28 protein-coding genes and 1 pseudogene are annotated in these 26,018 nt (G+C 59.3%); 12 read left to right on the top strand and 17 right to left on the bottom strand.

Annotation, left to right across the window (positions count from 1 at the left end):
• Window positions 1-83: 83 nt before the first annotated feature.
• The 4 genes and pseudogenes from C8C93_RS24130 to C8C93_RS25095 form a co-directional block, all read right to left on the bottom strand.
• Window positions 84-1,058, bottom strand: a pseudogene (locus tag C8C93_RS24130) (IS5 family transposase).
• A gap of 201 nt (window positions 1,059-1,259) precedes the next feature.
• Complete coding sequence (locus tag C8C93_RS24125; protein ID WP_051022494.1) at window positions 1,260-1,568, bottom strand: DUF305 domain-containing protein; 309 nt, start codon at window positions 1,566-1,568, stop codon at window positions 1,260-1,262.
• A gap of 134 nt (window positions 1,569-1,702) precedes the next feature.
• Window positions 1,703-2,113: a four-helix bundle copper-binding protein gene (locus tag C8C93_RS24120; protein WP_370110674.1), complete on the bottom strand. Its 411-nt coding sequence runs from the start codon at window positions 2,111-2,113 to the stop codon at window positions 1,703-1,705.
• A gap of 279 nt (window positions 2,114-2,392) precedes the next feature.
• A complete protein-coding gene (locus C8C93_RS25095; RefSeq protein ID WP_147433798.1) occupies window positions 2,393-2,620 on the bottom strand; it encodes a hypothetical protein in 228 nt (75 codons plus the stop codon).
• Window positions 2,621-2,910: 290 nt separating this feature from the next.
• On the opposite strand from C8C93_RS25095, the gene C8C93_RS24115 reads away from it, so the two are divergent.
• Both C8C93_RS24115 and C8C93_RS24110 read left to right on the top strand, forming a co-directional pair.
• Complete coding sequence (locus tag C8C93_RS24115; protein WP_121508523.1) at window positions 2,911-3,282, top strand: hypothetical protein; 372 nt, start codon at window positions 2,911-2,913, stop codon at window positions 3,280-3,282.
• A 96-nt stretch (window positions 3,283-3,378) separates the two neighbouring features.
• Entirely contained in the window at window positions 3,379-3,903 is a 525-nt protein-coding gene (locus tag C8C93_RS24110; protein ID WP_008904063.1) for a DUF4148 domain-containing protein, read from the top strand.
• 116 nt (window positions 3,904-4,019) lie between these two features.
• Here C8C93_RS24110 and C8C93_RS24105 read toward each other — a convergent pair whose 3' ends face one another.
• From C8C93_RS24105 to C8C93_RS24085, 5 genes are all read right to left on the bottom strand, one after another.
• Window positions 4,020-4,640, bottom strand: coding sequence for a class I SAM-dependent methyltransferase (locus C8C93_RS24105; protein ID WP_008904064.1), 621 nt, complete (start codon window positions 4,638-4,640; stop codon window positions 4,020-4,022).
• Window positions 4,641-4,754: 114 nt separating this feature from the next.
• Window positions 4,755-5,063, bottom strand: coding sequence for a flagellar hook-basal body complex protein FliE (gene fliE / locus C8C93_RS24100; RefSeq protein WP_056745009.1), 309 nt, complete (start codon window positions 5,061-5,063; stop codon window positions 4,755-4,757).
• Between the two features lie 244 nt (window positions 5,064-5,307).
• Window positions 5,308-6,570: a type II restriction endonuclease gene (locus C8C93_RS24095; protein WP_121508522.1), complete on the bottom strand. Its 1,263-nt coding sequence runs from the start codon at window positions 6,568-6,570 to the stop codon at window positions 5,308-5,310.
• Window positions 6,563-7,969: a heavy metal sensor histidine kinase gene (locus tag C8C93_RS24090; RefSeq protein ID WP_121508521.1), complete on the bottom strand. Its 1,407-nt coding sequence runs from the start codon at window positions 7,967-7,969 to the stop codon at window positions 6,563-6,565. The genes C8C93_RS24095 and C8C93_RS24090 overlap by 8 nt, the downstream gene beginning before the upstream one ends.
• Window positions 7,966-8,652: a heavy metal response regulator transcription factor gene (locus C8C93_RS24085; protein WP_121508520.1), complete on the bottom strand. Its 687-nt coding sequence runs from the start codon at window positions 8,650-8,652 to the stop codon at window positions 7,966-7,968. The genes C8C93_RS24090 and C8C93_RS24085 overlap by 4 nt, the downstream gene beginning before the upstream one ends.
• Window positions 8,653-8,797: 145 nt before the next feature.
• On the opposite strand from C8C93_RS24085, the gene C8C93_RS24080 reads away from it, so the two are divergent.
• The 6 genes from C8C93_RS24080 to C8C93_RS24055 all read left to right on the top strand — a co-directional run bounded on the left by C8C93_RS24080 (window position 8,798) and on the right by C8C93_RS24055 (window position 13,245).
• The gene (locus C8C93_RS24080) at window positions 8,798-9,115 is read left to right on the top strand and encodes a hypothetical protein (RefSeq protein WP_063459330.1); all 318 of its coding nucleotides are present in this window, start codon (window positions 8,798-8,800) and stop codon (window positions 9,113-9,115) included.
• Window positions 9,112-10,545: a TolC family protein gene (locus tag C8C93_RS24075; RefSeq protein ID WP_063459329.1), complete on the top strand. Its 1,434-nt coding sequence runs from the start codon at window positions 9,112-9,114 to the stop codon at window positions 10,543-10,545. Before C8C93_RS24080 ends, C8C93_RS24075 begins: the two co-directional genes overlap by 4 nt.
• 18 nt (window positions 10,546-10,563) lie before the next feature.
• A complete protein-coding gene (locus tag C8C93_RS24070) occupies window positions 10,564-11,976 on the top strand; it encodes a multicopper oxidase family protein (RefSeq protein ID WP_063459328.1) in 1,413 nt (470 codons plus the stop codon).
• 35 nt (window positions 11,977-12,011) lie between these two features.
• Window positions 12,012-12,497, top strand: coding sequence for a plastocyanin/azurin family copper-binding protein (locus tag C8C93_RS24065; RefSeq protein ID WP_063459327.1), 486 nt, complete (start codon window positions 12,012-12,014; stop codon window positions 12,495-12,497).
• 38 nt (window positions 12,498-12,535) lie between these two features.
• The gene (locus tag C8C93_RS24060) at window positions 12,536-12,877 is read left to right on the top strand and encodes a copper-binding protein (RefSeq protein WP_063459326.1); all 342 of its coding nucleotides are present in this window, start codon (window positions 12,536-12,538) and stop codon (window positions 12,875-12,877) included.
• Between the two features lie 74 nt (window positions 12,878-12,951).
• The gene (locus C8C93_RS24055; RefSeq protein WP_055396768.1) at window positions 12,952-13,245 is read left to right on the top strand and encodes a hypothetical protein; all 294 of its coding nucleotides are present in this window, start codon (window positions 12,952-12,954) and stop codon (window positions 13,243-13,245) included.
• A gap of 595 nt (window positions 13,246-13,840) precedes the next feature.
• On the opposite strand, the gene arsH is transcribed toward C8C93_RS24055, so the two are convergent.
• The 8 genes from arsH to C8C93_RS24015 all read right to left on the bottom strand — a co-directional run bounded on the left by arsH (window position 13,841) and on the right by C8C93_RS24015 (window position 21,942).
• Window positions 13,841-14,554, bottom strand: coding sequence for an arsenical resistance protein ArsH (gene arsH / locus C8C93_RS24050; RefSeq protein ID WP_055396770.1), 714 nt, complete (start codon window positions 14,552-14,554; stop codon window positions 13,841-13,843).
• Window positions 14,529-15,575, bottom strand: a complete 1,047-nt coding sequence (gene arsB / locus C8C93_RS24045; protein ID WP_199727068.1) for an ACR3 family arsenite efflux transporter — start codon at window positions 15,573-15,575, stop codon at window positions 14,529-14,531. The genes arsH and arsB overlap by 26 nt, the downstream gene beginning before the upstream one ends.
• Before the next feature lie 8 nt (window positions 15,576-15,583).
• Window positions 15,584-16,090, bottom strand: a complete 507-nt coding sequence (locus C8C93_RS24040) for an arsenate reductase ArsC (protein WP_063459417.1) — start codon at window positions 16,088-16,090, stop codon at window positions 15,584-15,586.
• A gap of 89 nt (window positions 16,091-16,179) precedes the next feature.
• Complete coding sequence (locus tag C8C93_RS24035) at window positions 16,180-16,503, bottom strand: helix-turn-helix transcriptional regulator (protein ID WP_063459325.1); 324 nt, start codon at window positions 16,501-16,503, stop codon at window positions 16,180-16,182.
• A 224-nt stretch (window positions 16,504-16,727) separates the two neighbouring features.
• Window positions 16,728-17,162 carry a MarR family winged helix-turn-helix transcriptional regulator gene (locus C8C93_RS24030; protein WP_024815622.1) on the bottom strand — a complete coding sequence of 145 codons (435 nt, stop codon included), beginning with the start codon at window positions 17,160-17,162 and terminating at the stop codon, window positions 16,728-16,730.
• A 142-nt stretch (window positions 17,163-17,304) separates the two neighbouring features.
• The gene (locus C8C93_RS24025; protein WP_255424298.1) at window positions 17,305-19,701 is read right to left on the bottom strand and encodes a heavy metal translocating P-type ATPase; all 2,397 of its coding nucleotides are present in this window, start codon (window positions 19,699-19,701) and stop codon (window positions 17,305-17,307) included.
• Between the two features lie 220 nt (window positions 19,702-19,921).
• Entirely contained in the window at window positions 19,922-21,259 is a 1,338-nt protein-coding gene (locus C8C93_RS24020; RefSeq protein WP_082836287.1) for a heavy metal sensor histidine kinase, read from the bottom strand.
• On the bottom strand, window positions 21,256-21,942 hold the full coding sequence (locus C8C93_RS24015) for a heavy metal response regulator transcription factor (RefSeq protein ID WP_063459324.1): 687 nt from the start codon (window positions 21,940-21,942) through the stop codon (window positions 21,256-21,258). The genes C8C93_RS24020 and C8C93_RS24015 overlap by 4 nt, the downstream gene beginning before the upstream one ends.
• 156 nt (window positions 21,943-22,098) lie before the next feature.
• On the opposite strand from C8C93_RS24015, the gene C8C93_RS24010 reads away from it, so the two are divergent.
• The 4 genes from C8C93_RS24010 (at window position 22,099) to C8C93_RS23995 (ending at window position 26,003) form a co-directional block, all read left to right on the top strand.
• Window positions 22,099-22,437 (top strand): DUF4148 domain-containing protein, encoded by a 339-nt coding sequence (locus C8C93_RS24010; protein ID WP_069103149.1) that lies wholly within the window; start codon window positions 22,099-22,101, stop codon window positions 22,435-22,437.
• 74 nt (window positions 22,438-22,511) lie between these two features.
• On the top strand, window positions 22,512-22,871 hold the full coding sequence (gene czcI / locus C8C93_RS24005; protein WP_082836286.1) for a cation efflux protein, CzcI family: 360 nt from the start codon (window positions 22,512-22,514) through the stop codon (window positions 22,869-22,871).
• A gap of 157 nt (window positions 22,872-23,028) precedes the next feature.
• A complete protein-coding gene (locus tag C8C93_RS24000) occupies window positions 23,029-24,384 on the top strand; it encodes a TolC family protein (protein ID WP_082836285.1) in 1,356 nt (451 codons plus the stop codon).
• Between the two features lie 2 nt (window positions 24,385-24,386).
• On the top strand, window positions 24,387-26,003 hold the full coding sequence (locus C8C93_RS23995) for an efflux RND transporter periplasmic adaptor subunit (RefSeq protein WP_082836284.1): 1,617 nt from the start codon (window positions 24,387-24,389) through the stop codon (window positions 26,001-26,003).
• The last annotated feature ends 15 nt before the right edge of the window (window positions 26,004-26,018 follow it).

The raw sequence follows: 26,018 nt of genomic DNA, 5'->3' as shown, positions 1-26,018 counted from the left end.
GAAGACGCCATTTTTTGGATTTTGTGGCCTCTTGCGCCGCCCATTTGGGCCGTTCGCAGGGCCTTGAGGCCCGATTTCCACCCTTACGGGCGCACCTGTCCCTGCAGTCGCCCTCGGGCAAGGAAAATGTTGGCCAGCGCCAAGGCCGTGAATGCGCGTGTGGCGTTCTTCTGCAGCCCGCGGTAGCGCACCTTGGTGAATCCCCACAGGCGCTTGACCACCCCGAACACATGCTCTACCCGAGCGCGGATGCGTGACTTGTTGCGGTTCTTGGCCCGCTGAACTTCGTCCACCTCGCCTGCACGGCGGGTGCGCTGGTTGGTGAAGTCTTTGGCTTGGGGCGCCTTGCCCCGGATCAGAGCCTTCTGGCTGGCGTAGGCCGAGTCGCCGTACACGCGCTGCTCGTTGCCATGCAGCAGATCGGGCAGCGGGTGTTTGTCATGCACGTTGGCCGCCGTCACCACGGCGCTGTGCGCCAGCCCGCTTTGGCTGTCCACGCCAATGTGCAGCTTCATGCCGAAATACCACTGCTGGCCTTTGCGGGTCTGGTGCATATCGGGATCGCGCGCCTTGTCGGCGTTCTTGGTAGAACTGGGCGCGGCGATGATGGTGGCATCCACGATGGTGCCGGTGTTGACCTTGAAGCCGCGCTCCTGCAATTGCTGGCCTACCTAGGCAAACAGGGCTTCACCCAGTTTTTGCTCATTGAGCAGTTTGCGAAACTTCAGCAGCGTGGTGGCGTCGGGCACGCGTTCGCGGCCCAGGTCAATCCCCACAAAGCGGCGCAGACTGGCACTGTCATACAGAGCCTCCTCGCACGCCAGATCGGCCAGGTTGAACCAGTGCTGAAGAAAATGGATGCGCAGCATGCGCTCAAGGCCAATGGGCGGGCGGCCGTTGCCTGCTTTGGGGTAGTGCGGCTCTATCACCTGGCACAGAGCGGCCCATGGCACTATTGTCTCCATGGTCCGCAAGAACTCTTCGCGTCGGGTGGGTTTGCGCGAATGCTCGAATCCGTTGTCTTGATCTGCGGCCATTGCCAAGGTCTGCTGCTTCATCTGCGGATAACGTTTGACCCCTCTCAATGGTGGACCTTAATCAGCGTTGCCTTAACACGGTGGGAGTGTCAAGCAAGAACCTTCGCCACCTTTGACCTCAATCAAGGGCCTGGACTGCAACAGGCATCCGATCCCTTCCCAAACGGCACTGCCCTGGATTTCGACGATCCAAGAGCCAGGGCAGCGACATCGGACTCAGGACTATTTGGTAGGAGCGGCAGGTGTCTTGCCACTGCGGGCCAAAAATGCATCCAGTTCAGCGATTTCCTTTTTCTGAGCGGCAACGATGTCCTTGGCCATCTTGAGCATTTTCGGGTCCTTGCCATCCCGCAACTGGGCCTGGGCCATGTCAATCGCACCCTGGTGGTGGACCCGCATCATCTGGGCAAAATCCACATCTGGGTTGCCCGACATTGGCACGGATGCCATCTTGTCGTTGTTCTCTTTCATCATTGCCTTCATGTCCATCTTGCCGTGAGGCATCGATTGATCCATACCGGCGCCCTTCATGCCCGAGTGGGGAGCGGTCTGGGCATGCAGTGCCAGAGGCGACAACAAGCCACAAGCTATGACAGCGGCGGCGGACAGCGAGTGAGAAGCTGGGAATGTTTTCATAGATGCTCTCCAGGAGTTAAGCAACGGGATTAAGCCGCACGCGCCATGGCGTCGCACTCTTGGGCGCACTTGAGACAAGCCTGCGCACAGGCCTTGCAGTGGTCTGCCTCATGCCTGGCGCATTCATCGGCGCAGGCCTTGCAGATCTGAGCGCACAGCGCGCAAATCGCAGCTGCATGCTCGCTATTGCGCGCCATGGCGTCGGCCGCAAAGCTACACGCTGCTGCGCAGTCGACGTCCAGGGCAATGCAGCGCGCCATCATTTTCACGTCGTCTTCTTTCAGACAAGCTGCAAAGCACTGATGGCAGGCCGTGGCGCACTCCTGGCAAGCCTCGATGCAAGACATGTATTGGTTCGGGGTGTGGTTCATCAAAATCTCCTGATAAGTAGCTCGAAAGATGAGCGGGAACCTGCGCAGTTGGCTGCGAGGAGCGTCCATCTTTTGCCGCGTGGGGTGATCGGCGCTGTAGGCTGGCATCGCCAATTGACGCGGCTTTCGAGCGATTTGCCGTCGTTATGGGCCATAGATTACGAGGAGATTTCAGGGCTGTAATTTACGCATCACATTCGCGCAAGGGTCGCCGCAACGGCCAGTTGCTATTCATATCTGCATGCCGGTCGTTTGCTCGTACAGTTGAGTTGCTGAGGCAACGACCGCGCAGCGCACTACGTTCATCGATGAAGAGCGTGATCAATGCAACATAAGCGTACGGCAAAATCATCTTGATGAAGATGTCGGGACATCGACAATCGTGCCAACAGCCACCGATTGCAAGTACGCCCGATCAAGCGTTCCCTGGCAGTTGGTGTCTTTGCGTGCAAGTTCTTCAAGCGCACACAGCACGAGATCGGCTACAGCGAGTTCCCGCTGCCTGCGCGCTTGCTCAAAAACGCGCAAAAGTGCGTAGCTGAGCATTCGACGGGCATCACCAATCTTGTAGGTCATAGCATCACCTCCATGCGTCGCTTTTGCCTAAACTGGCAGCTTAGACCTTGTCCCTGTGTGAATGTCAAGAAGAGTGCAGGCCCTTAGGAAATCGCCTTCGAGCGAAGGTCCATCCTTCGCTCATGCGCTTTTCAGAGCATGCCCGCACCCCCATGCGGCCTGTGGCTTTCAAAATCGTAATCGGAAGGTCACCGCTTCGTAGGGGTGCGGCTTCTAGACTTCTCTCCGTGGCGCAGAAAAACGCCACCTGGATGGACCATATCGGGCATCCGGCGCCACAGGAGACCATCATGAAAGTTCGTACCGCCATCCTCGTCGCCAGCCTCGCTGCATCCGCTACAGCGTCCTTTGCCACTTCGGTGTACCACGCAAGCCCAAGCCAGGAAGAAGGCGTGAGTCTGGCCCCCGACCACCTGGGCAACGCGGTCAGCCGCCAAGCTGTCGAAAACACCGTTCTGGCCGCTCAAAAGGACGGTTCGCTGTACTGGATCAGCCGTGGCTACCCCGCTACCTATCCGCTCGTCCCCGGTCCCAAGCTCACCAAGACCCGCCAGCAAGTTCTGGATGAGTTGCAGGCCGCCAAGCGCAACCCTGTGACCAGCGATGGCATGCGCGACCTGGGCGGCGAGGCAGGTTGGGTCAACGCCCGCCAACTCCCCTGAGCTGTCTCAACGACTACCTGCAATCGTGTGCCCCTTCAAGACCGGCCTGCGGTTGCACTCAAACCACCATCATTTACTCAACAAGGAAATCCCATCATGAAACTCAAGTCCACCCTCATCGTCCTTTCCCTCGTCGCCGCCCCCGCATTTGCTTCGGACCAAGCGGTCAGCAAGACGCGCGAACAAGTGCGGGCTGAATTGGCGCAGGCTCAGCGAAGCGGCGACATGCTCGCCTTTGGCGAATCGGGTCTTACGCTCAAACAGATCAATCCTGGCGCCTATCCCGTGGCTACTTCGACTCAGGTCGGCAAATCCCGGGAGCAAGTGCGGGACGAGTTGGAGCAGGCTATCCGCACAGGCGACATCATGGTGGCCGGCGAGTTCGGGGTCAAACGCAATGAACTGATGTCAGGCCGCTATCCCACCGTGGCGAGCAAATCGCTGAAGACACGCGACCAGGTCAAGAGCGAGCTGGCACGTGCCATCCGCGAGGGCGAAGTCGTCGCTGTGGGCGAAGACGGCCGCAAACTCAACGAAATCTATCCGGACCGATACCACGCAGCGCAGCATGCTGCCGTCGCCGTCACATCGGATGAGTCCACCAAGGCTCCCCGCTTCTAAATCGGTCCGGTCCACGTGAGGACGTCGATGCCTGGCAAGAGCGCCTGCATAGCGAACCATAGGCCCAAGGAAAATATGTCTGTAGGGGCATCGGAGGCATCGGCGCGATGCGAACCTCAGCTCGGCTCTTTGCGGCACAGACAGTAGATGAACTTCTGGACGGTGCCGAGTGGCGTATGGTGCTCTTCGCGCGCTTGCTGCAAGAGCGTGAATGGGGCCCCGAATTGCGCGTGCAAGCCGTCGGCGCTGTAGCGCATGACGGGCAAACCGCTGCACCTCTCTGGTCCGTCTTCTGCAAACGTCGCCACGATGACGTGACCGCCGGGCTTGACAGCGCGCAGAACCGCCTGAACGTAGGCCTCCCGCTCGTGCGACGAGGTAAGGAAATGAAAAACGGCCCTGTCATGCCAAACGTCGTAGGCATGCCGTGGAAGGTCCACGCGCGTAATGTCGCTCACAAGCCAGGTTACGGTGTCCGCACGCGCCCCCAGTCGAGACCGTGACGCCGACAAAGCAGCCTCGGACAAGTCAAGAACCGCGACCTTCATGTACCCCTCATCAAGCAAATCATCGACCAAAGTTGAAGCACCCCCTCCAATATCAATGATGCTCGCATCACGGGCGACTGAAGTCTGCCGAATGAGCTGGGTGGATTGCTGAGCGTGTTCCTGAAACCAACTCACCCCAGAGGTGGGCTTTGCCGTGTAGACCTGCTCCCAATGATCTTTGGACTGCATGTAAATCTCCAATGAAAGTACGCGCGTCTATGCTCTCGCAGGAATGTGCCGACTTCGCTGGGAAGCGTCCGCGCCGATCTGTGCTCCGACTACGTGGCTTTTGCCCAGAGCAAGTCACACCTGCATATTCATCACATCGGTGTAGGCTTGAACAATTCGGTTACGACTTTGCAGGGTAGCCTGAAACGCAATGTTCGACTTGACTCCGGCGAGCATCGTTTCTTCCAAGCTGACCGTGGGATTGCCGAGTGTGACCTCACGACTCAGCCGACCCGACTCACTTTGCAAATGGCTGGTGGTTGTCAGCGCCTGCTTCATCGCGTCCAGAAAACCGCCTTCCTGGATGCTCGGCGCTTTGTGCACAGAGTTTCCCAACAAGCCGACTGGCGATAGAGCATCTAATGGCTTAGTAGTGACGTTCATGTCGAGAGCTTCTTGGTTTTGGCGAAGAATTTGCGAAGTGCCGCCTCGGAGATCTCTACCAAGGTGATGGCTCATCGTAGCTAATGGCGCCTGACCTGTAACTTTTGCGACGCAAGCCTCTGCCCCTCAATCCCTGCGTTTGGGATAACAGGAACTTCATCTTGCCGACATCCCCGAGGATTGCCTCCCCCTGGGCCCAAGGAGCCAAACCCACAGGGACCGCGCCGCGCCGATGAACCGTGGCTCACAGCCGCTGCGAAATCTCTAGCAGCGGCTTGATGCTGGACCCAAAGCGGCTCATGGAAGCATGGTTCTGCTCCAGCTGGCTGTAAGGCAAGTACCGGATTCCAAGCTCCGACACCCTGGAGAAGGCAGGCCTTTGAAGTTGCTCAGCGACCTTGTCTCTGCGATTGTCTGGAGCCACCAGAAACAGCGCACAGTTGCCTGCAACCGGCGTGCCCAAGGCCAGATCGAGCATGCGGACGATGCCCGAATAGATGGACGTGGTGTGTTCGACTTCGAATGCAGCGGCGAATTGCGAGGTCTGGGGATCAACCCATACAACATCGATCAGTCGCACAGACTCCAGTCCTCGGTCCAGGCTGGCGGGCAACTGCGCCATGCATCCATCTCCCAGCAGCCCCCCGCCATGGGCGCGGCCCCGGTCGTTGGACGCTATCCAGACCTCAAAGCCGAGGGCCTTGCCCAGGTCGCGCAGCGAAGCCTGGACACCCGTGTGCGTCGCATCGCTCTCGGTAGCTTGGGACAGTTCCCGTTGCAATGCGGTGGATTCCTGACGTACGCGTTCTAGATCCTCTTGCCACAAAGCAGCGGCTGCAGCGTCCATTGCCGGAGGCGGTGCGGCATATCGGCCACTGCCTATATCAAACATGAGTCCCGCGATCGCGCCCAGATCGTTCGATAGTTTCAGCCGGTACTGCGCGTTCAGGCGAAGCAAACCCTCGCGCATCGAGAGATAGTGGTCCCAGCGCCCAAGCTTCATGCGCCCCCCGGTCACGGCGTTGAACCCGGCGACGATGGCTGTATTGAAAGGGGATACCAGTGTCGGGCGGATGAAGTACAGCAAGTTAGCGACTGCTGGGCCCAGGCCTTTGATGCCAATCGCATCCATGCGCTGTATGGCGGCCACAACGTCTTCTGCGCAATCGCAGTGATCGCAGGTGTGCAGGAGGTCCGCAAAAGCGCGCTGGTTGCTCGGGTTCTCGTAGATGTCCGGAATGCGCAGCTTGGGTTTCCAGAGGAACGCGTGGTCCGCACCCTTGAAGATCTGGCGCTGCTCCGCCACGGAGCCAACGATTGTCTCTAACGAGGATCCTCGGTAGGCGTTGCCAAACGTTCCCGCCCGGATGTCCTCCACCACTTGCGCAATGCCTCGGCGAATAGAGCGGAAGTTTTTGATCCGCTGATCCCACAGGAACCAGGTGTTGTAGGTGCTGCTGGGATCTGCCTTCCAGCAGTCAATGAGGGTGGCCAGGGGGTCATGCATCTGTTGTGAGGCGCTTGCCAATGTTCTGAGCACTGGGGAAATACATCGAAAAACAAGTCCTGCCATCGGCCGAACTCACAGAGATGCGGCCTCGGTGCGCATGAACAATCGCCTGGGTGATAGACAAGCCCAAGCCCGCACCGTCGGAGTCCAGTTGCTTGCGCGACTTGTCTGCCCGAAAGAAGCGGTCGAAAAGGCGGGGGATCATCTGCGCGTCGATGGAAGGTCCAGTGTTGACTACATCCACGGTGGTTCCGTGAACGTCCCCTTGAATGTCAACGACCACCTGTTCTCCAGGGGGGGTATAGCGAATGGCGTTGGACAGGAGATTGCTCAGCGCCCGGCGCAGCATCAACCGATCGCCAGTGATCTCTGCCGCCCCAATAAGCTGCAGACCGACCTGCTTTTCTTCGGCAAGGGCCTCGTAGAAGTCAAACAGGGCCTGTGCTTCGTCGTGGACAGCAATTTTTTCCGTACTGGGAAGAATGAGTCCGTGGTCGGCTTTCGCCAGGAACAACATATCCGCCACCATGCGGGCCAGACGCTGGTACTCCTCGGCGTTAGAGGCCAGTATGTCCTGATACTCCCCGCAGGAGCGAGGCTGGCTGAGCGTGACCTGTGTCTGCGTCATCAGGTTGTTGATCGGCGTACGCAACTCGTGGGCCAGATCCGAAGAAAACTCGGACAAGCGATCAAACTCCTCTTTCAAGCGCCGGAGCATCTCGTTGAGGGTTGTAGCCAAGTCTGCCATCTCCACCGGAAACTCCTGAGTTGGCATCCGATCGTCCAGCCGCTGCGCCGTGATCGCCATCGCGCGAGACCGCATTGTCCGAAGGGGCGCCAAGCCATTCTTTGCAGCCCACCAGCCCAGGATCCCAGCCACCAGCGTTGCCAATGCCACGTAACCCACGAGCACCCGAATCAGGCCTTGCATGAAATGCTTGTGGTGTGCGATGTCCAACGCGACCCAAATCTGGAGCGGTGCTTGAGAGGCGCCCGGCATCGATACGGATTCGGACATCCCTCGGTACTCGCGGTCATTGGTCTGCCAGGATGCGACCCCCAAGCGGGCTTTCTGGGTTTGGGCGATGAGGTCCTGTGGAAACTGGAAACCCGTGGTCGCGTAAAGCGGGTCCTTGTCACGGAAAACGCTGACAAAAAGGCCCTCATGGCTGTGCAAGACGTCGTCCAGACGCATTTTGAGGTCTTCAGGTGACGTGGATTTTCCTATCACCTCACGTGTGAGGTGGATCTTGTCGCGCAGGGCATCGCGATCCAGTTCCACAAAATGCCGGTCAATGGAAATGGCAACAAGTGTCCCCAGGCCAACAAGCACGAGCCCGGAAGCCAGCGTAAAAAAGACTGTCAGTCGTGTCGTGAGCGAGTACCGAGCTATCACACATTCTCCTGGGGTGCCTCAAGCACATAACCCATGCCTCGCACCGTCTGAATCAGCTTGGCGTCATAGGCATCGTCAATTTTGGCCCGAAGCCTGCGCATTGCCACCTCGACCACGTTGGAATCGCTGTCGAAATTCATGTCCCACACCTGCGACGCGATCAGAGAGCGAGGCAAAACCTCCCCTTGGCGACGCATCAGCAGCTCCAGCAGCCCGAATTCCTTGGGTGTGAGGTCGATGCGTTTGCTGGACCTGCTGACTCGACGCCGCAGAAGGTCCAGTTCAAGATCTGCCACCTGCAGAATAGTCACCTCGGCGCCACTGCGGCCGCGCCTCAGTATGGTCCGTGCCCTTGCCAGCAATTCGGCAAAAGAAAACGGCTTGACCAGATAGTCGTCTGCGCCCAACTCTAGGCCTTTGACGCGATCCTGAACCTGGTCCTTTGCCGTGAGAAATAACACGGGCATCTCAAGGCCTCGACGACGCATATTGGTGAGGACCTGCCAGCCGTCCATCCGAGGAAGCATCACATCCAGGATCACGAGATCGTAATCCTCCTCTTGAACCAGACGCAGGCCATCGACACCGTTGTGAACCAGATCAGCGTTGAATCCCGCTTCACGCAAGCCTTGGCGCAGGTATTCCCCGGTTTTGATTTCGTCCTCAACGATCAGTATCTTCACGAGACCTCCTTGGCGCTGCGAGTGGCCGCCAGTGTGCCCGCAGATTTGCGCCTTTCTTGAACATGACAAAGATGTAATTGAGACGTTATCTATTTGGAAGCCGTTGACTCACACAATGCGTTGCATCAAAACGCATGGTGAATCTATGAGAAATTCCTGGCTTTCACGACTTAACTCAATCCCCTGGCTGGCCGCTGCACTGCTGGCGCCTTCGCTGGCCTTTGCTCAGATGCCGGACGGTGCCCCCCCGAAAGTGGACTACCAACTTTCGTACCGATCAGCTCTGACGGGCTATGAGGTCTACAAAGAGCAAGCCGTCCAGCCCTGGAAGGCTGCCAACGACAAGGTGGGCGAAATTGGAGGATGGCGCGCCTATGCCAAGGAAATGCGCCAGCCCGCACCCGCAGCGGACCAGGGCCAACCAGCCCAAGGCCATGACGCACACCACGGGGGCAAACAATGATCCGTACCCTTCGCATGCCCCGCGCCAAACTAGTGATCGCTGTTGCCGCAGTGGCGGTCTTGTCTGGCTGCGCCAGCGTGAATCTGGAGCAAAACCTCTCCAGCGCCAACGCGGCGACAAGCGGTTTCACGGACGGCGGACTTACTCTGGCCCGGGACCGGAATGAGCAAGATGCCTTGCGCCAACGCGCCTCGGACTTGTTGGCCAAACCGCTCAGTCAACAAGATGCCGTTCAACTCGCTCTGGTCAATAGCCCGTCCCTGCAAGCCATCGTGGCTCAAAACTGGGCGGACGCTTCCACGGCGGCCCAGTCCGGCCGCATCGCCAACCCTATTCTGAGCCTGGAGCGCGTTCGGCTAGGCAGCGAGACGGAGATCGGACGCCTCCTTTCCTTCGGTCTGCTTGACCTGCTGACCTTGCCCATGCGCAAAGGTATCGCCGAGCAGCGTGTCAAACAGACTCAGCTGCGCCTCAGCAGCGATGTAGTGGACCAGGTGACCCAAGTACGCCAAGCCTGGGTCCGCGCTGTTGCCGCGCAACAGACGTTGACTTACACCCAACAGGTTGTCGCAAGCGCCCAAGCCAGCGCCGAGTTGGCCAAGCGCATGCAGGCAGTCGGTAATTTCAACAAGCTTGACCGTGCACGCCAGCAAGCGTTCTATGCCGACACAGCGACCCAGCTGGCCACCGCCCAGCACGGGGTCACAGCGGCCCGTGAAGAGCTGGTGCGGATGCTGGGCCTTGATGACAACCAAGCCCAGCAGCTCAAGTTGCCTGAGCGCCTGCCGACGCTGCCCAAGGAGCCGCTGTCCCCAGCAGATGCTGGCCGTCAGGCATCCAAGGGGCGGCTGGATCTTCAGATCGCGAAGGCCGACTATGACGCAGCCGCACGCGCGCAAGGCTGGAACACGATCACGACCTTCACGGACATTGAACTGGGTGTACGGCGCGACTCTGTCTTCGATGCAGCCGAGAACACCCACTCGACGCGGCGCGGCTTCGAGATCAGTCTGCAGCTGCCGATCTTCGATTGGGGGGGCATGCGACGCGATTCCATGAACGCGCAAACCCTGGCCGCTGCCAACCGCCTGGAGGCCACAGCCCGCGCGGCGGGCTCGAACTTGCGCGAGAGCTATTCCGCGTACCGCACGGCATACGACATCGCGCGCCACCACCGCGACGAAGTGATCCCGCTGCGTAAGAGCATCTCTGAAGAAAACCAGCTTCGCTACAACGGGATGCTGATCAGCGTCTTTGAGTTGCTTGCCGACTCCCGCGACCAGGTGAACTCAGTGATGGCGGCTCTGAACGCCGAACAGCAGTTTTGGCTAGCGGACGCAGCCCTTCAAGCCTCCCTCATCGGCAAGCCCACCAGCGCAGGTGTCTCGGGCGGTGGCGCAGCCGCAGCCGAAGCTGGTGCAGGTCACTGATCCCTCAAGGAAACCAACATGAATTCAAGAAGAGATTTTTTCCGATTTGCTGGCATTGCTGGGGGGGCTGTGGCCGCAGCGAGTGTGAGCCGGGTGGCGATGGCCGCTCTGCCAGAGCCAGTGTTCCAGACGAGTGCGGACACCATGGCGCCGCTGGTGCCCAATTCGGGGCGCCCCTACAACCCCGTGGTCACGCTCAACGGCTGGACGCTGCCGTGGCGCATGAACCAGGGGGTCAAAGAGTTCCACTTGGTGGCAGAACCCGTGGTGCGCGAAATGGCTCCTGGCTTCAAGGCCCACCTGTGGGGATACAACGGCCAGAGTCCCGGTCCCACCATTGAAGTCGTGGAAGGCGACCGCGTCCGCATTTTTGTGACCAACAAACTGCCCGAGCACACCAGTATCCACTGGCACGGGCAGCGATTGCCTAATGGCATGGACGGCGTGGCGGGCTTGAATCAGCCAGCGATTCAGTCCGGCAAAACCTTCGTCTACGAGTTCGTTGCGCGCCGTCCGGGGACCTTCATGTACCACCCCCATGCCGACGAAATGGCTCAGATGGCCATGGGCATGATGGGTTTTTGGATCACGCATCCCAAGACCAAACATCCGCTGATCGACGAAGTGAACCGGGACTTCTGCTTCCTCCTGAGCGCCTACGACATCGAGCCCGGCGCCGCGACACCCAAGGTCGCGGAAATGCTGAACTTCAATTTGTGGACCTGGAACAGCCGCATCTTTCCTGGCATCGATTCCTTGAACGTCCGGCTCAACGACAAGGTGCGGATTCGCATCGGCAACCTCACCATGACCAATCACCCGATGCATTTGCACGGGCACGAGTTTCTGGTAACGGGCACGGACGGCGGTCCCACGCCCAAGAGCACCCGTCTCTATGAAGTGACAACCGACGTGGCAGTGGGCCAGATGCGCCAGATTGAGTTCCTCGCGGACGAAGAAGGCGACTGGGCGTTCCACTGCCACAAGAGCCACCACACCATGAATGCAATGGGTCACGACATTCCCACCATGATTGGAGTGGACCATCGCGGCGTCGCCAAGAAGATCAACAACCTGATCCCCGACTACATGGTCATGGGCGAACGGGGCATGGCAGACATGACCGAGATGGAGATGCCCATTCCGGACAACACCATTCCCATGATGACGGGGGAAGGCCCGTTCGGGTCGGTCGAAATGGGCGGGATGTTCAGCGTCGTCAAAGTACGCCGCGACCAGAAGCCGGGCGACTACAAAAACCCGGGTTGGTACAAAAACCCGGAGGGCACGGTGGCCTACGAGTACACCGGCCCGATGGTTGAGCCCGCCCGCTTCAAGGCTGAAGGTGGCCAATCCATGCCCCGCAAAGAAAAGTCAAGTTCGGACACTGTCGTCAAGGTCAAAAAGCCGTCTTCGCACAGCGGCCATTGATCGCCCCCTTTCCTCATTCACAACGTAAGGTAACTATGAAAAGCACTCTTTCCCTGATCGCTGCCTCAACCCTGGTGGCTCTGTCTTTCAATAGCCTGGCAGGTGGTACTCACAGCGGTGGTCACGGCCACGGAAGCGAGGAGTCAGCCATAGGACAGCCAGGTACAGCAAGCAAGGTAAGCCGCACGATCAATGTTGACATGGCTGACACCATGCGCTTCACGCCCGCGGCAATCTCCGTCAAGCAGGGCGAGACTATCAAGTTCGTAATTAAGAACGGTGGTCAGGTCAAACACGAATTCAGCCTGGGTACCGATGCCGAACTCAAGGAACACTACGAGACGATGAAGAAGTTCCCGGATATGGAGCATGACGAACCCAGCAAAGTGTCGCTGGCTCCAGGCAAGCAAGGGGAAATCATCTGGCAGTTCACAAAGGCTGGTGAAGTCAAGTTTGCCTGCCTTTACCCAGGTCATTACGACGCGGGCATGAAGGGCCAGGTCACGGTGGTGAAGAAGTAAGCTGAAAAGTCTTCTACGCGATTGAACAAGGAGTTCCTATGAAAAACGCAAACAGTCTTTTAATCGGCGCGATGTTGTCGCTGATCACCCTCATGCCGCTGTCGGCCACGGCACAGGCCACGGGCGACGCTGGCAAGCCAGCTGCCATGGCTGCGGCCTCTATGACTGATGGAGAGGTACGAAAGATCGACAAGGACGCGGGGAAAATCACCATCAAGCATGGCGACATCAAGCATCTAGACATGCCGGGGATGACCATGGTGTTCCCAGCCAAAGACAAGGCCCTGCTCGACAAGACGCAAGTTGGCGACAAGATCCGCTTCATGGTGATCAACGAGGGTGGAAAGATGGTCGTCACTGCCATCGAACCTGCCAAGTAGGGATAGAAGTGTTTCACGGCGCCCCCAAGAAGGGGTGCGCTTTCGCTCATACCTCAAACTACCAAGGAAAAATCATGAAAACGCTCCTTATTGCTCTGACTCTGACGGCCGCATCGTCCGCATTCGCCGCTGGCGACACCCAGGAAGCCACGCCCTATACCAACTCCAAGGCGCAAGCGCATGGCGAAGACCACAAGAAAGCCCGTCCTGCAACCGGTGTGAAGCGGACCAAGGATGGCGGTACAGCGCGGGGTGAAGGCTCTGGCCTTGCGGACACCAGCAAGGCCGAAGCCCGTGGTCAGGAAAAGGCCAATGCGCGTGAAGCCATGCCGCACAAGGAAGCCACTCCGGGCTCCACGCCTAAGTAATGCAAACAGGTGGGCCACAAGCGTGGCCCGCCCAAGTACGGGCTGGCCGCAATCGCGGTGCAAGGTGATGGCTCTGCAAGCTACCTCACGGCCTAGTTCAATGCCCGCTCTGATGCACGTGTACGCCACGCATCCATGTCATGAGATCCAAATGACTGGTTGTCGGCTTGTTGGTTACCCCAGAGTGAGCGGGGGCGGCCTTGGCACCGCGACGCTTCGGTTTGACAAAGCTAACACTGTGATTGGGGGCCGAGGGACTGTCTGCGGCGAGGTTTTCCAGAATCGCGCAATGGGCATGATCGTCACCTGCGCACACAGAAACCAACTGCTCTAACGCCGATTTCATCTCGACAATTTCCCGTAGCTTCCGCCAAATGGCGCTCGGCTATCGCTTTTAACTGCCGACGGCGTGTGTCACCCCATTGCATTGGCCGATCCACTCCTTGATCTGGGGCCTGGAGTGTTAAGGTTGTTCGATTTGCCGATACCGTCTGGGTCAGGAAAACGCTGCCCAGCAATATCAAGCAAATGACAAGGATTCTTCGCACGGAGGAGCTGTACTCCAGCTGCCTGCCGGCGCCCTGAGCACTGCCAGTCAAATGCTGCGCTGATTCACCCGCTTTGACAGCGCGTCTGCACTCTCGCGTCGCTCGCTATACCGATCCACCAGATAGTCTGCACTATCGCGGGTCAGCAGCGTGAACTTCACCAGCTCTTCCATTACATCCACCACACGCTCGTAGTAGCTTGATGGCTTCATGCGGCCACTTTCGTCGAACTCCAAAAAGGCTTTTGCGACCGACGACTGGTTGGGGATGGTGATCATGCGCATCCACCGACCCAGTACCCGCATCTGATTGACGGCATTGAACGACTGCGAGCCACCCGAGACTTCCATCACCGCCAGGGTCTTGCCCTGGGTCGGCCGCACGGCCCCCACGGACAGAGGTATCCAGTCGATCTGCATCTTCAGGATGCCGGTCATCGCGCCATGGCGCTCCGGTGAGGTCCAGACCATGCCCTCCGCCCATTGGGCCAGCTCTCGCAACTCCACCACCTTCGGATGGCTGTCGGGCTCTGCGTCCGGCAGTGGCAGCCCTCGCGGATCGTAGATGCGGGTTTCAGCACCGAGGGCGCGCAGCAGTCGCGCAGCCTCTTCGGTCAGCAATCGGCTATAGGAGCGCTCTCTCACAGAGCCGTAGAGCAGCAGGATGCGGGGTGCATGGGTAGAACGCTGTGCGGGCACCAGTCGCTCAAGATCGGCCTGCTCGAAGAGCGTGGCATCAACGTTGGGAAGATCCGGATTCATACCAGTCCTTTGAAGAGTTCACGACCTTGACCACCAGCAGCATGACCGGCACCTCGATGAGCACCCCCACCACCGTGGCCAGGGCCGCACCCGAATGAAAACCGAACAGGCTGATGGCTGTCGCCACGGCCAGCTCGAAGAAGTTGGAAGCACCGATCAATGCTGATGGGCAGGCAATGGCATGCTTTTCTCCCGCTGCGCGATTGAGCCAATACGCCAGTGCCGAGTTGAAGAACACCTGGATCAGGATGGGTACGGCCAGCAATGCGATGACCAGGGGCTGCTGCAGGATGGCCTCGCCCTGGAACGCGAACAGCAGCACCAGGGTGAGCAGTAGCGCAGCAATGGACCAGGGACCAATGCGATGCAGCGCAGCGTCGAACACGGCTTGACCTCGGGCCAGCAGTGCCCGGCGCAACCATTGGGCCAGCACAACGGGAGTCAAGATGTACAGGACGACAGAGGTGAGCAACGTGTCCCACGGCACCGTGATTGCCGACAGGCCCAGCAGGAAAGCCACGAGCGGCGCGAACGCGACGATCATGATGCTGTCGTTCAGCGCGACCTGGGACAGCGTGAACAGCGGGTCGCCCCCCGTGAGACGGCTCCACACGAACACCATGGCGGTGCACGGGGCGGCGGCCAGCAGGATCAAGCCAGCGATGTAGCTGTCGATCTGGTCAGCTGGCAGGTATGGGGCAAACCACTGACGTATGAACAGCCAGCCCAGAAAAGCCATGGAGAATGGCTTGACCAGCCAGTTCACGAATAAGGTGACCCCGATGCCGCGCATGTGGTTGCGCACTTCGCCCAGGGCGGCGAAGTCCACCTTGAGCAGCATCGGAATGATCATCACCCAGATGAGCAGGCCCACCGGAATGTTCACGCGGGCGACTTCCCACGCACCAATCGCGCGTGCTGTTCCAGGAAACACCTGGCCCAACCCGATCCCCACCACGATGCACAGCACCACCCACACGGTGAGGTAGCGCTCGAACACGCTCATGCTGGATTTCTGCATCCCGTTTCTCAGTTTGTGACCAGTTGGCGAGCGGTGGTCTGAAGCACCGCCTTGGCCAGCTTGTCTTCGGGAAGGCTAACCAGCAGTTCGAGCCGACGCTTCATGGCGTGCAGCGTCTGGCGGAAGGCTTCAAGTTGCTGCTCGTCCGTGCCGTCGCCCTCGCTGGGGTCTGCATAGCCCCAGTGCGCTGTGGCGGGGTGGCCTAGCCAGATGGGGCAGACCTCGCCCGCCGCGTTGTCGCACACCGTGATGATCAGGTCCATCTGGGGCGCGTCGGGCGTGGCGAACTCATCCCAGCTCTTGCTGCGCAGGCCTTCGGTGGAAATGCCTGCTTTTTGCAGCACCTGCAGTCCGAGGGGGTTGGGCTGCTGGTTGTCGCGTGGGCTGCTCCCAGCGGAGTAGGCCTTGAACCGACCGGCACCCATGTCATTGAGCAGCGCTTCGGCCAGGATGCTGCGCGCCGAGTTGTGTGTGCAAAGAAAGAGAACTTTCAAGGGTTGTGGGGTTGCGCTCATGGTGAACTCCAGGGTCAATGGTGGTGAGATAGGTGAATCTGGGCTGAGCGCACAGGCGCTTGGGGCATGGATTGCCCTACAGGGAACCCTCAGCAGTTGCAGGAGGCGGCCTCTTCAGTGAGGCATAGCGCACCCTGGCAACAGTTTTCTGTCAGGTAGGCCAGCAGACCGTTCATGGTCTGGTACGAGGCGCGATACACCAGGTTGCGCCCGTGGCGCTCCTGGCTCACCAGGCCAGCATGGGCCAACTCTTTGAGGTGAAACGACAGGGTGTTGGAGGCTACTCCCAGCTGCTCGGAGATTGCGCCAGGGGTGAGACCATCCTTGCCTGCCACGACGAGTGCGCGGAAGACACGGAGGCGTACCTCTTGAGCAAGCGCTGCAAGCGAGCGGACAACTTCAGGCTCATTCATTTCTCAATAATACACCAATTATTGAAATATAAGCCGGCTAAATCCACTCCTATTTGCATGGCGAGTGGCGGCTCGGGAAATGCGATTCGCCCCAATGGCCGTGATGAGTGGCACGCTCCAAAATCACACACCCTGGCTCGACCATCGAGGTACGCAGTCCAAAAGGCGCCAGCATCGGTCAGGGGTGGCGGCTTGCATCCGAAATCCTTGATTGAAGGAATCAGTCAGTAGACTGATTGGTCTTCTCTCAGGGCCGTCAACAACAACAGAAGGGATTTCTCGACTGCGGCACGATCCCGCTCACTCAGGCAGGCAAGCAATTGCACTGCGTGGTCATCCAGGGCAGCATTCCAATGATTGACTGACTGAAACCCTTCGTCGGTGAGCGTGACCAACCATTTCCGGGAATCGGCGGGATTGGGCTCCTTGACGACCAGACCACGGGTCGCAAGTGCGTCAACAGAACGCGACACCCAACTTTTTTCGCGTCCAACCCGCCTGCCCAGTTCAGTCATCGCAAGCGTCCCGGAGCGCTCCAGTTCGGCGAGCAGATTGCATTGGCTGTTCATCTTGCTGTTGCGTTCCACTGACCTACTTTGCGATTGTGTGAACAAACGGGCGACCTCCCGCAACAGACTTCCCGAAATGGCCGTTGTCATTTTGGTGCGTATTTCAGTGGATAGTATGAAGTCTTGGTTTTTTTGTGTGGCCAACGCTTCCGCTCAAGAGCCAAGGCGGTCGGCTCATAGCGCCGAAACTAGCTCGTGGAAGTGAGCATGTTCAGCCAACTATGCGGTCTGGCTACCCTCGTACCCTTCGAAGAAGGCGCAGGCCATTGCCCACCACCAGCAAGCTGGCCCCCATGTCCGCGAAGACCGCCATCCACATAGTGGCCGTGCCAACGACAGCCATCACCAGGAAGACGCTTTTGATGCCCAGTGCCAGGGTGATGTTCTGCCAGAGAATGGCGTGGGTGCGCTTGGATAGACGCACTGTCTCGGCGACGCGCTGCAGGTCATCGTTCATGATGACTACATCGGCGGCTTCCATGGCCGTGTCAGTTCCCGCTGCACCCATGGCAAAACCGATGTCGGCCTGCGCCAGCGCCGGCGCATCGTTGATGCCGTCGCCGGTCATGCCGGTAGCGCCATAGCGCTTTTGCATTTCCTTGATGGCATCGAGCTTGGCTTCGGGCAGCAGATCTCCACGGGCGTCATCAATGCCGGCCTGCGCCGCGATGGCTTTTGCGGTGGCCGTGTTGTCGCCGGTCAGCATCACCGAGGTCACACCCAGTGCCTTGAGATCGACGATGGCCTGTTTCGATGTCTCACGGATGGTGTCCGCTACCGCGAACAGCGCCAGGACGCCCGAATCGTCAGCCAGGAGGGTTACCGTGCGGCCTTGCTTTTCGTGGATGACCAGCTCCGCCTCCAGCTCCGGACCACACAGTCCTTGCTCATGGATCAAACGGTGATTGCCCAGCATCAAGCGCATACCATTGACCATGCCTTCGACACCGCGCCCAGGCAAGGCCTTGAAGCTTTCTGCTTCTGGGTCCTTTACGTCCAAGCCCTGGACAATCGCCTTTGAAACCGGGTGATCGGAGCGAGCCGCCAGGCTGGCAGCCATTTGCTGGACTGCTACCTCGTTACCGGCACCCCACACCTGCCACTTCACCAGCTTGGGTTTGCCTTCGGTGATGGTGCCGGTCTTGTCCAGCGCCACCGCCTTCAGAAGCCGGGCATCTTCCAAGTAGGTTCCGCCCTTGATCAAGATCCCACGGCGCGCTCCTGCGGCCAATCCGCTGACCACCGTGACCGGCGTGGAAATGACCAGAGCGCATGGGCAGGCGATCACCAGCAGGACCAGGGCCTTGTAGAGCGCCTCCAGCCAGGTAAGGCCCATCAGGAAAGGAGTGAGGACCGCCACCGCCACGGCAATGGCGAAGACTGCGGGGGTGTAGATGGAGGCGAACCGATCCACAAAGCGCTGCGTCGGAGCGCGCGTGCCCTGCGCCTGCTCAACGGCCTGGATGATCCTGGCCAGGGTGGTGTTGCTCGACAGGGCTGTGACCTCGAACTCCAGCTCACCAGTCTCGTTGATCGTGCCGGCGAACACCTGGTCGCCAGGTGCCTTGTCCACGGGGATGCTCTCGCCAGTCACGGGGGCCTGGTTGATGGCGCCATTGCCCTTGGTCACCTTACCGTCCAGCGGCACGCGTTCGCCCGGCTTGATGCGCACGGTCGCTCCGATGGCGACCGAAGCCACCGGTGTAGCGGTCCATGCTCCGTTGGTGCCCAGTACCAAAGCCTCTTCGGGCGCCAGTTCCAGCAAGCCCTTGATAGCGTTTCGGGCCCGGTCCACTGCCTTGGCTTCGATGAGCTCCGCAATCGCGTACAAAGCCATCACCATCGCGGCTTCTGGCCACTGACCAATGAGGAATGCGCCGGTGACGGCCACCGACATCAGCGCATTGATGTTCAGCTTGCCGCGCAGCAGCGCCGCAATGCCTTTTTTGTAGGTGTCGATGCCGGCCAGCCAGATAGCCAGAGCGGCAATCGCCATGCCGGCCACTTTCCAGGCCATATGGTCGGGCGCGAAGAACGAAAGTACCTCAGCGCCTGTGGCGAACACCAGCGCGGCTACCAGCCGGGAGATGCCGCCTGCAAAACCATGTCCATGGTCGTCGCCTTCGGCTGGTTCGCCCGCCTGTCCGCCCTCGGAGCCATTGGCGCCTGGAACTGGCTGCGGATCGAAGCCCGCTTTGCGCATGGCGTCGAGTGCCAACGGGTAGGTGCCTTCGTTGGCATCGATCTTGAGCGTCCGCGCGCCGAGCTGAAAGCCCAGAGAGCGGATCCCATCCAGAGGCTCCAGCGCTCGGCGAATCTCCGCCTCCTCGGCGCTGCAGTCCATGGTCGCAATGCGAAACACCCGGCCTAGGCTACCCTGGGTGTTTGCCGCAGTGACCACGGGCTGTGGATCGAAACCCGCCTTGCGGATGGCATCGAGCGCAAGGGGCAAGGCGCGATCCTCCGCATCGATCTTCAGCGTGCGCGCGCCGAGCTGGAAACCCAACGAGCGGATTCCCTCAAGCGGTTCCAGAGCCCGCCGGATCTCCGACTCTTCGGCACTGCAGTCCATGGTGGCGATTCGGAACAGCTTGCCCTGGCCCGGGCTGCTTGTGGCTGCAGGGACCACTGCTGCGGTACTGGAACAGCCCGAGGAGCAGCAGGTGTCAACAGTGGTGGGAGGTGTGCTTGTTTCTGATTTCATAGCCCAATTGGAACCCTTCAAGTAGCTTTAAAGTCAAGCAGCAAAAAAGAATATGGCTGCTTTGTCCTGGGTAAATCGGATTTCTTAACGGTCCGTACTCAGTCGCAGGGGCACAGGATCGACCCCACCCCGTCGAAAAACAACATCAATTCGGGGGGATTTCGATTCCCACATTCGTTACCCCGTTTTCTGACGATGCAAAGGGCTTTCCCTGGTGCATGCGTGCAATAGCTCCTACTATGGCCAACCCAAGGCCATGGTTACTCTGCCCATGACTACGAGCCGGATCTGCACGGAAGAATCGGTCAAACAGCTGCGGGAGTAGCTCGGGATCGATAGTGCTGCCGTAGTTGGTGACACTGATCAACACACGGCCCTCATCGATAGTTCTGAGGTTGACTTGGACGATTGAGCCAGGGTTCGCGTATCGGGTGGCGTTGCCGAGCAAGTTCGACAGGGCCCGGCGCAACAACGGCACGTCGAAAGCGCCATGCGCATCGCCGACCACCTTAGCGGTGAGACCAGCCTCGGCCAGTGCCGCTTCGTGGTAATCCAGTACGTCAGCAGCCACTGATGCAAGAGTCGCAACGGGGGCCCGACGTGCTCCCACACCCCGATCCGCCTGGGACAGGAACAGCATGTCATTGACGATGCCCGTCAGGCGGTGCAGCTCCTCCAAATTGGACGCCAGCACCTCGCGAATATCCGCCTGCTCAGGGCGCAGCAAAGCCAGTTCATTGTTGGCAATGAGCGTGGCCAAAGGCGTGCACAACTCATGCGCCACGTCCGCATTGAAGCCTTCCATCTGGGAATAGGCCTTCTCAATGCGAGCAAGGAGCGCGTTGAACTGGTCGATCAAAGGCACGAGCTCAAGGGGCTGCTCGGCGCTGTCGAGACGTTGATGCAGATTGTCAGCCGACACTGCGCGCGTCTGACTGGCCAGTCTTCGGACGGGCGCCAGGCCCAAGTTGACCAGGGAGAATCCGCCTAGCGATACAACGACGGCCCCACCGATGGCTGCGACCAGCAAGGTAAGAGCAAGTCGGTGCAACAACTGGTTGTCGGTTTGGATATCCAGCGACAGCTGAACGCGCAAGTTCTTTGAGGGAGTCTGGTCCGTAGTCTGTGCTACTTCGAACTGCCGTTGGCGCCATACCGTCTTCGCATTCTGGTTGCGGGTGTGGGCGTAGAGAACAATCCCGTCCGCCCGCGCGACTTCGAGCGACAGATCTCCGTGCCCAACAAGGAAGTCATCGAGTTTGTGCGCAAGGTCTTCCGAATCCCCATGCTCCTTGCCATCCACTAGCAAGTGCCGAATGACGTTTTCCTTTTGCGCCAGCGTTTCCTCTTGCCGATCACGAAAGTTGAACTCGGTCACCAGATACACCGCCAGACAGACCACCCCGAGTCCGGCAAAGCTCTGCAGCGCCAGCCACCAAGACAACCGCTGGCGCAATGAGCGATGTTGGGCCAGCTCCTTCATCCGTTGCGGTCCTCCATCACGTATCCCATGCCGCGAATAGTATGGAGCAGCGTAGTGTCAAACGGCACATCGATCTTGGTACGGAGGCGCCGGATCGCGACCTCCACCACGCTGGTATCGCTGTCGAAGTTCATGTCCCACACCTGTTCAGCGATCTCAGTGCGAGAAAGCACTTCGCCTTTTCTTCTCAGAAACAGAGTCAGCAGCAGAAACTCCTTCGCAGTCAACTCCAAGCGCTGGCCACACCGGGACGCTTTGCGCCGTACCAGGTCTAATTCCAGGTCGCCCAACCGCAGTTGCGTGGGCTCTGCGGCATCCCGCGCGCCATGGGTCCGCCGCAGCAGCACCTGGATGCGGGCGCTCAGTTCGGAAAACGCAAAGGGCTTGACCAGATAGTCGTCGGCACCCGTCTTGAGTCCCAATACCCGATCCTCGACGCGGACCCTTGCTGTCAACATCAAGACCGGAGTCTGCTTGGTCTTGCGAAAGGCCGTTAAAAGGCTGAAGCCGTCGATCCCTGGGAGCATCGCGTCCAAGACCAGCAGATCGTGCACGCCTTCCAGAGCCATGTGAAGGCCATCTACCCCGTTGTGCGCAACGTCCACCACGTAGCCAGCCTCTCCCAGGCCCTTGCGCAGGTACTCGGCCAGCTTGACTTCGTCTTCGATGAGCAGAATTTTCATGCCGCCATTCTCGAAGAATGCGGCCAGTTGGTAGTTTACAAATTTGTAATCTGGCTGTTGGCGCCGTGTCGCGCGCGGATTTTTACAGTGTCTCCGTGTCGAAAGGCATAGTCCCGGCAGATCGCCGAGGGCTAACTGATATCAAGGGACAACACCATGACTGTTCGCAAACCCCTCGCCCTCACTCTGATCGCCTTCACAATTGCGGCTCCAGGATTTTCATCTGCCTCGTCGCTGTACCATCCTGCTGGTGGCGAAGTGGGCATGACCACACATCCCGACCACATGCAAAGCGCAATGTCCCGTGGCGATGTGCTTCAGGCTGTCGAAGTAGCGCGCAAGGATGGCACGCTGGCAGTCCTTTCGCGCGGGGGTGCGCTGCCAGTCAAAGCAACAGGCTCAACAAAGACGCGTGAGCAGGTCCAACAGGAATTTCTCAACATGTCGGCAGCTGAAAAGAAGGCGCTTCTGGACATGAACGGCGGCGCTCGCTGATTTCCCAACCCAGTGCCCTTCAGCGGCCATCCAAGCCTCAGTACGCCCTTCATGACGCATGCTAGACTTCAAAAATGCGCCGCTTGATCGCTGTTTTTATGCTTGCATTGCTTCCGTTCCAGTTCAGCTGGTCTGCGGTGGCTGCTTATTGCATGCATGAGAGCTCAACCGCGCAGTCGCAGCACCTTGGGCATCACGAACACAAGCATGAAGCCAAAGGCGGGACTGGTCAGGCCGAAAAGTCCAGCCAGGGAGCCGATGCATTTGATGTTGACTGCTCAGTCTGTCATGGCGCGGGTATCGGGGCCTTGAACTGGTCAGATGCAAAGCCAGTCTTCATCCATGAAAGCCGCGTGGAGCCTCCTTCAGGCAAGCGCCTGCTGGCTGTAACCCCCACGCCCCCAGACCGCCCTCAGTGGTCCGTCCTCGCCTGATCGGCGGGGGCATCTCACTTTTCTTTTTCAGTCTTGTCCGCCATCGCGGCCGAAGCAGTTGCGTGTGTTGCAGCTGGAGTGACTGACGAGTTGCCAGGCAGCTGCACGGTTGCCAGTCCGCCGATTCCCTCGTGTTTTGAAATCACTGGAGAATCGGATGTTCAAGGGTACTTACCTTCAAGAGATGCCGCACGCATGGCGCGGCGGTAGAAAGATCAAGCTCGCGGCAGGCGCCGCAGCTATATGGCTGAGCGCCTCGGGCGGTGCCTTTTCCCAGGGCCTGCCACCAGGGCCAGCCGTTGGCGAACGAGCACCTCAGTCTGCTGCAGCGGCCGCAGCTGAGCCTTTGTCGCTGGCCAAGGCCATCGAACTGGCCCTGGAGGGAAATCCGGAGGTGGCTGCGGCAAAGCGCCAATGGGAGGCAACCGAAGGACAGGTTCTTCAAGGACGCTCGCGCCCCAATCCAGAGCTCGCGTACTCGCTGGAAGACACACGCTCCAAAACACGTACGCAAAGCTGGCAACTCAATCTTCCCGTAGAACTGGGTGGAAAGCGTGCGGCACGCACTAAGGCGGCCGAAAAAACGCGCGAGCAAGCACAAGCCCAACTCGCCGAGCTGCAAGCCACCGTGCGGGCCAATGTCGCTGCCGCTTACTTTGATGTTCTGACTGCGCAGGAACGATTGGTACTGGCCAGAGACAGCGCAGCGCTGGCCAAATCCTCAACGGATACCGTCTCAAAGCGTGTAGCCGCTGGCAAAGTATCCCCTGTGGAAGAGTCCAAGGCCCGGGTTGCAGAAGCCGGCGTTCGCGTCGAACTCGCCCAGGCCGCGAGCGAACAACGCAATGCTCTGTCCCGCCTGTTCGCGCTGTTGGGACAGATCGATGCGCCTTACACCGTGCTGGAGGGCAAGGCCGAGAAACTGCCCTCGGTCCCGAGCCTCGCCGATCTCCAGCCCTTGATTTCTTCTGCGCCAGGCGTGGTACTTGCGCGAATCGAGGTGGATCGGCGCAAGGCATTGACCGCCCTGGAGCAAAGCAAGCGCGTGCCCGATGTCACCGTCAGCGTCGGCATGCAGCGCAGCAACGAAACGCAGCGCAACGTCCTTCTTTTCGGGGTCTCTGTGCCTCTTCCCGTCTTCGACCGCAACCAAGGCAACCTCCTGGAGGCGCTGAAACTTGAGGACAAGGCCCGCGATGAGCTGCAAGCAGCCACCGTGCGCCTGCACAGCGAAGTGGCGCAGGCACGAGAGCGCCTTTCCACGATCACCGCAGAGGTTCAGTCACTGCAGCAGGAAGTTCTGCCCGGTGCGAAGTCGGCCTATGACGCCGCCACCATTGGGTTCGAGAACGGTAAGTTCAATTTCCTGGAAGTGCTCGATGCCCAACGCACTTACTTCACAGCCAAATCCCAGTACCTCAAAGCCCTTGGCGAAGCACACCGTGCAGCGGCTGATATCGACCGCCTGCTCGGGGCCAGCATGGTTCCCGGCCTGATCGCAACGCAACACTGAGCATGACCATGAACACGAACTCCAGCAAATCCACCATCAGTAAAAAACACCTGATCGCCATTGCAGTAGTCCTCGCAATAGGGGGCGGCGCGGGAACCTTCATCTTGCAAGGTGGCGGCAAGCCCAAAGCCGCAGCCACCGAGGACGATGGCCACGGTCACGGCGGCCATACCGAGGCCAAGGGACACGGCGACGGCGAGCACCATGGCAAGGGTAGCGAAAAGGGCCACGACGATGACAAGGGGCATGCCGATGGTGAACACCATGAAAAGAGCGAAGCCAAGGGACCACATGGCGGTACCGTGTTCAAGGAAGGCGACTTCAGCTTGGAAGCATTGTTGTCTGAAGACGGTGGCGAGCCTCGACTGCGAATCTGGCTGTCCGACAAAGATAAACCGCTGCCCCTGAATGCTGCAACGGTCACGGCAACTGTGACCCGCCCGACAGATGAAAAGCAGAAACTGACGTTTGCCGCTGAAAAAGACAGTCTTGTCAGCCGAGAGATCGTTGCTGAACCCCATGCTTTCGACATCGAGATCATTGCGCAGACTGCCACAGAGCCTTTCATGTTCGTGATGAGCAAGGAAGAAGGAAAGATCGAACTGACCGATGCCCAGATAAAGGCTGCATCCATCAGCCTGGACGCTGCTGTGAAAGCCAACATCAAGACGGCGTTGCTCCTTCCCGGGGAGATACGCTTGAACGAAGATCGCACGTCTCACGTTGTTCCCCGGCTTGCGGGAGTCGTGGAAAGCGTCAATGCCAGCTTGGGCCAAGTGGTCAAGAAAGGGCAAGTTTTGGCGGTGATCGCGAGCCCGACTGCTTCCGAGCAACGCAGCGAGCTGCAGACGGCCCAAAAGCGCTTATCGCTGGCAAAGACCACCTACGAGCGAGAAAAAAAACTGTGGGAGCAGAAGGTGTCTGCCGAGCAGGACTACCTGCAGGCCAAGCAGGCCTTGAGCGAAGCAGAGGTCGCAGTAGCCAACGCCAATCAGAAACTGAGCGCGATGGGCCTGTCCGCCTCGTCGGTAGCAGGACTGAACCGTATCGAGTTGCGAGCGCCCTTTGATGGCATTGTCATCGAGAAGCACCTTAGTCTCGGCGAAGCCGTGAAGGAAGATGCTGCGGTTTTCACCATCTCGGACCTTTCCCAGGTGTGGGCTGAGATCAATGTTCCGGCGAAAGATCTGCCATCGGTTCGTGTGGGCGAAAAGGTCACGATCAAGGCCACCGCCTTTGACGCCTCCGCTACAGGCACTGTCGCTTTTGTAGGAGCGCTCATTGGCGAGCAAACCCGCACGGCAAAAGCCCGCGTGGTTCTTGACAACCCCAAGGGCGCTTGGCGCCCCGGCCTGTTTGTCAATGTTGAGGTGGTGTCCGAAGAAACGGCAGCGCCTGTAACCATCTCGGCCGACGCCGTCCAAAACGTCGGGGAAAAGCCGGTGGTCTTCCTCAAGGTTGATGGAGGCTTTATCGCTCAACCCGTGAAGCTGGGCCGAAGCGATGGCAAGCGGGTCGAAGTCCTCTCGGGTCTCAAAGCCGGTATGCCCTACGCCTCGACCGGCAGCTTCGTCGTGAAGTCTGAACTCGGCAAGGGATCTGCCGAACACACGCACTGATCGCGGAGCGCATAC

Origin of the sequence: Acidovorax sp. 93 (genome assembly GCF_003633835.1) — a bacterium.
GTDB lineage: Bacteria > Pseudomonadota > Gammaproteobacteria > Burkholderiales > Burkholderiaceae_C > Acidovorax > Acidovorax facilis.
Note: the sequence above shows the minus strand (reverse complement) of the source record. Positions and strands in the feature narration are given on the sequence as shown.

Bases quoted from the DNA above. Each gene is read 5' to 3' on its own strand.
- C8C93_RS24110 (WP_008904063.1), top strand. From the start codon at position 3,379: ATGAAACTCAAGTCCACCCTCATCGTCCTTTCCCTCGTCGCCGCCCCC.
- C8C93_RS24015 (WP_063459324.1), bottom strand. From the start codon at position 21,942: ATGAAAATTCTGCTCATCGAAGACGAAGTCAAGCTGGCCGAGTACCTG.
- C8C93_RS24055 (WP_055396768.1), top strand. From the start codon at position 12,952: ATGAAAACGCTCCTTATTGCTCTGACTCTGACGGCCGCATCGTCCGCA.
- C8C93_RS25095 (WP_147433798.1), bottom strand. From the start codon at position 2,620: ATGACCTACAAGATTGGTGATGCCCGTCGAATGCTCAGCTACGCACTT.
- C8C93_RS24080 (WP_063459330.1), top strand. From the start codon at position 8,798: ATGAGAAATTCCTGGCTTTCACGACTTAACTCAATCCCCTGGCTGGCC.
- C8C93_RS24125 (WP_051022494.1), bottom strand. From the start codon at position 1,568: ATGAAGGGCGCCGGTATGGATCAATCGATGCCTCACGGCAAGATGGAC.
- C8C93_RS24105 (WP_008904064.1), bottom strand. From the start codon at position 4,640: ATGCAGTCCAAAGATCATTGGGAGCAGGTCTACACGGCAAAGCCCACC.
- C8C93_RS24095 (WP_121508522.1), bottom strand. From the start codon at position 6,570: ATGCATGACCCCCTGGCCACCCTCATTGACTGCTGGAAGGCAGATCCC.
- C8C93_RS24115 (WP_121508523.1), top strand. From the start codon at position 2,911: ATGAAAGTTCGTACCGCCATCCTCGTCGCCAGCCTCGCTGCATCCGCT.
- C8C93_RS24070 (WP_063459328.1), top strand. From the start codon at position 10,564: ATGAATTCAAGAAGAGATTTTTTCCGATTTGCTGGCATTGCTGGGGGG.
- C8C93_RS23995 (WP_082836284.1), top strand. From the start codon at position 24,387: ATGACCATGAACACGAACTCCAGCAAATCCACCATCAGTAAAAAACAC.
- C8C93_RS24075 (WP_063459329.1), top strand. From the start codon at position 9,112: ATGATCCGTACCCTTCGCATGCCCCGCGCCAAACTAGTGATCGCTGTT.
- C8C93_RS24060 (WP_063459326.1), top strand. From the start codon at position 12,536: ATGAAAAACGCAAACAGTCTTTTAATCGGCGCGATGTTGTCGCTGATC.
- C8C93_RS24040 (WP_063459417.1), bottom strand. From the start codon at position 16,090: ATGAGCGCAACCCCACAACCCTTGAAAGTTCTCTTTCTTTGCACACAC.
- C8C93_RS24035 (WP_063459325.1), bottom strand. From the start codon at position 16,503: ATGAATGAGCCTGAAGTTGTCCGCTCGCTTGCAGCGCTTGCTCAAGAG.
- C8C93_RS24000 (WP_082836285.1), top strand. From the start codon at position 23,029: ATGTTCAAGGGTACTTACCTTCAAGAGATGCCGCACGCATGGCGCGGC.
- arsH (WP_055396770.1), bottom strand. From the start codon at position 14,554: ATGAATCCGGATCTTCCCAACGTTGATGCCACGCTCTTCGAGCAGGCC.
- C8C93_RS24010 (WP_069103149.1), top strand. From the start codon at position 22,099: ATGACTGTTCGCAAACCCCTCGCCCTCACTCTGATCGCCTTCACAATT.
- czcI (WP_082836286.1), top strand. From the start codon at position 22,512: ATGCGCCGCTTGATCGCTGTTTTTATGCTTGCATTGCTTCCGTTCCAG.
- fliE (WP_056745009.1), bottom strand. From the start codon at position 5,063: ATGAACGTCACTACTAAGCCATTAGATGCTCTATCGCCAGTCGGCTTG.
- arsB (WP_199727068.1), bottom strand. From the start codon at position 15,575: ATGCAGAAATCCAGCATGAGCGTGTTCGAGCGCTACCTCACCGTGTGG.
- C8C93_RS24065 (WP_063459327.1), top strand. From the start codon at position 12,012: ATGAAAAGCACTCTTTCCCTGATCGCTGCCTCAACCCTGGTGGCTCTG.
- C8C93_RS24120 (WP_370110674.1), bottom strand. From the start codon at position 2,113: ATGGACGCTCCTCGCAGCCAACTGCGCAGGTTCCCGCTCATCTTTCGA.
- C8C93_RS24020 (WP_082836287.1), bottom strand. From the start codon at position 21,259: ATGAAGGAGCTGGCCCAACATCGCTCATTGCGCCAGCGGTTGTCTTGG.
- C8C93_RS24030 (WP_024815622.1), bottom strand. From the start codon at position 17,162: ATGACAACGGCCATTTCGGGAAGTCTGTTGCGGGAGGTCGCCCGTTTG.